The sequence below is a fragment of the Streptomyces sp. SID1328 genome, assembly GCF_009865595.1.
Lineage (GTDB): Bacteria > Actinomycetota > Actinomycetes > Streptomycetales > Streptomycetaceae > Streptomyces > Streptomyces griseoluteus.
On record NZ_WWKH01000674.1, the window covers coordinates 1 to 2,741 of the forward strand.

Sequence of the window (2,741 nt, forward strand, 5' to 3'; positions counted from 1 at the left end):
GTTGCCGCGCAGCATCAGGAAGTTGACGATCTCGCGGACGGTGGGCACGCCCTGCCGCTGCTGGGTGACGCCCATGGCCCAGCAGACGATCACGCGGCCCGCGTGCATGACGTGGTCGTGGGCCTCCTCGATCTCCTCCCGGGTGAGCTGGGTGGCGGTGAGGATGTCGTCCCACGAGATGCTGCGGGCGTGCTGGGCGAACTCCTCGAAGCCGGAGGTGTACCTGGCGATGAAGTCGTGGTCGAGGACCGTGCCGGGGCTGGCGTCCTCGGCTTCCAGCAGCAGCTTGTTGAGGCCCTGGAAGAGGGCCAGGTCGCCGCCGCTGCGGATGTGCAGGAACTGGTCGGAGATCTGGACGCCGTCGCCGATCACGCCCCGGACCTGCTGCGGGTTCTTGAACCGCATCAGACCGGCCTCGGGCAGGGTGTTCACCGAGATGATCTTGCCGCCGTTGTCCTTGCACTCCTCGAGCGCGGACAGCTGGCGCGGGTGGTTCGTCGCCGGGTTCTGGCCGACGAGGAAGATCAGGTCGGACTGGTGGATGTCGTCCAGCGAGACGGTGCCCTTGCCGGTGCCGAGCGTCTCGTGCAGGCCGAAGCCGCTGGTCTCGTGGCACAGGTTGCTGCAGTCGGGCAGGTTGTTGGTGCCGAAGGCGCGGGCGAAGAGCTGGAGCACGAACGCCGACTCGTTGCTGGCCCGGCCCGAGGTGTAGAAGCAGGCTTCGTCCGGTGAGTCCAGGGACTTCAGCTCGTCGGCGAGCAGGTCCAGCGCGTCGGCCCAGCTGATCGGCTCGTAGTAGTCCGAGTCGGCCCGCTTGATCATCGGCTCGGTGAGGCGGCCCTGCTGGTTGAGCCAGAGGTCGGACTGCTCGTTGAGCCAGGAGACGGGGTGGGCGCGGAAGAACTCGCGGGTGACGCGGCGCCCGGTGGCCTCGTCGTTGATGTGCTTGGCACCGTTCTCGCAGTACTCGTTCATGTGCCGGTGGCCCGGTGCCGGGTCGGCCCAGGCGCAGCCGGGACAGTCGATGCCGCCGACCTGGTTCATGGTCAGCAGCGTCGTCGCCGTGGTGCGCAGCGATGTCTCCTCGAGGGAGTACTCCAGGGCGTGCGTCACCGCCGGGACGCCCGCCGCCCACTTCTTGGGCGGGCTGACGATCAGCGGCTCGTCCGGCTCGTGCTTCGGCGCCTTCTTCATGGGTAATGCCTCTCGCTCTGTCCTGCGGTGCGCAGGAGGCCGCTCGGTCGTCCGGGGTGGCGGGTCGGCCAGGGGTCAGCCGACGGGCCACTTGGGGACGCGGCTCCTGGGCGGGTTCGGCTCGGAGGGCGAGACCCGGCCGTTGTGGATGGAGCCCCGCCAGGCGCCGCTGGCATCGCCGAGGCCCTCGATGAACTCCTTGAAGTTCTCCAGCGACTCGCGGACGAGCTTGCGGGCCCGTTTCGCCGGGTCCGGCAGCCGGCCGCTGAGCCCGTGCGGCTCGACGTGCATGTTCACCGTGATCACGGTGCGGTCCGGAGCGGCCGCGCGGAAGGACACCTCGCCCCACAGCCAGGGCTGGCGTCCCACACTGCGCCAGGCGATGTGCGAATCCGGTTCCTGCTCCACGATCTCGGCCATGAACTCCTTGGTGAGGAGTCCCGTCCTCACCCTCCACCGGGTCATCGCGGGGCCGACCTGGTCCACGCGCTGCACGGCGTTCATGATCCGGGGAAAGCTCTTGAACTGGGTCCACTGGTCGTACGCGGTGCGGACGGGTACTCGGACCTCGACCGACACGTGGATGCTGCTCATGGTCCACCTGCTTCCAGGCACGGATGCGTTCAGTCTTGCCGGACCGCGCATCCGTCGCCACAGCGGAAGGGCGCCGCCGGAGCCGCATCTGCGAGCTTCTCAGCGAGAGGTGAGGACATGACGCGGAGCGGAGACACCCTGTCCCCGGGGATGTCCGCGCTGGTCACCGGGGGTTCCCGGGGGCTCGGACTGCTGATCGCCGGGCAACTCGCGGGTCGCGGATGCGAGGTGACGATCCTCGCGAGGGACTCGGGGGAATTGGGCCGGGCGATGGGCTGGATACGCCACCGCACCGGCCGTACGGTCCGCGCGGTGGTGTGCGACGTACGGGACGAGGAGGCGGTGACGGCGGCGGTCGGCGAGGCCGCGGCGGCGCACGGCGGGCTGGACGTGGTGATCGCCAACGCGGGTGTCATCCAGGTCGCCCCGGCCGAGACGGCGGGCAGCCGCGCCTTCCACGACGCCATGGCGACGATCTTCGACGGCACCCTGTACACCTGCCTGGCCGCCCTCCCCCATCTGCGCCGCAGCCCGCACGGCGGCCGCCTGGGCCTGATCGGCTCGGTCGGCGCGCTGGTCTCCCCGCCGCACCTCGTCCCCTACTCCTGCGCTAAGGCGGCGGTACGCGCGCTGGGCGAAGGGCTCCAGGCGGAGACGGCCGGCAGCGCGGTGAGCGTGACCACGGTCCATCCGGGCCTGATGCGCACCGGCTCACATCTCCAGGCCGAGTTCGGCGGGCAGGCGGAGGAGGAGTACGCCTGGTTCTCCACCCTCTCGGGGACGCCGGTGCTGTCCATGGACGCGGAGCGCGCCGCGGCGAAGGTCGTCCAGGCGGTGGAGCGCCGCCGTACCCGCGCGGTCCTCACCCCCGCGGCCCGCCTGGCCTCGATGGCCCACGGCGTGGCCCCCACCGCCACGACCCGGGCCACCGGCCTGGCCGCCCGCACCCTCCC

General features: G+C 70.8%; 3 protein-coding genes. 1 reads left to right on the forward strand and 2 read right to left on the reverse strand.

Features of this window, described 5'->3' with window-relative positions; translation table 11 throughout:
• On the reverse strand, window positions 1-1,194 hold a 1,194-nt coding region (locus GT030_RS21720; RefSeq protein WP_161202537.1), incomplete at its 3' end, for a molybdopterin-dependent oxidoreductase.
• Window positions 1,195-1,269: 75 nt separating this feature from the next.
• Window positions 1,270-1,788, reverse strand: a complete 519-nt coding sequence (locus tag GT030_RS21725) for an SRPBCC family protein (RefSeq protein ID WP_161202538.1) — start codon at window positions 1,786-1,788, stop codon at window positions 1,270-1,272.
• A gap of 117 nt (window positions 1,789-1,905) precedes the next feature.
• Here GT030_RS21725 and GT030_RS21730 point away from each other — a divergent pair.
• Window positions 1,906-2,741, forward strand: an 836-nt coding sequence (locus GT030_RS21730) for an SDR family NAD(P)-dependent oxidoreductase (protein WP_161202539.1), incomplete at its 3' end; no start/stop codon positions are given.

Bases quoted from the DNA above. Each gene is read 5' to 3' on its own strand.
- GT030_RS21725 (WP_161202538.1), bottom strand. From the start codon at position 1,788: ATGAGCAGCATCCACGTGTCGGTCGAGGTCCGAGTACCCGTCCGCACC.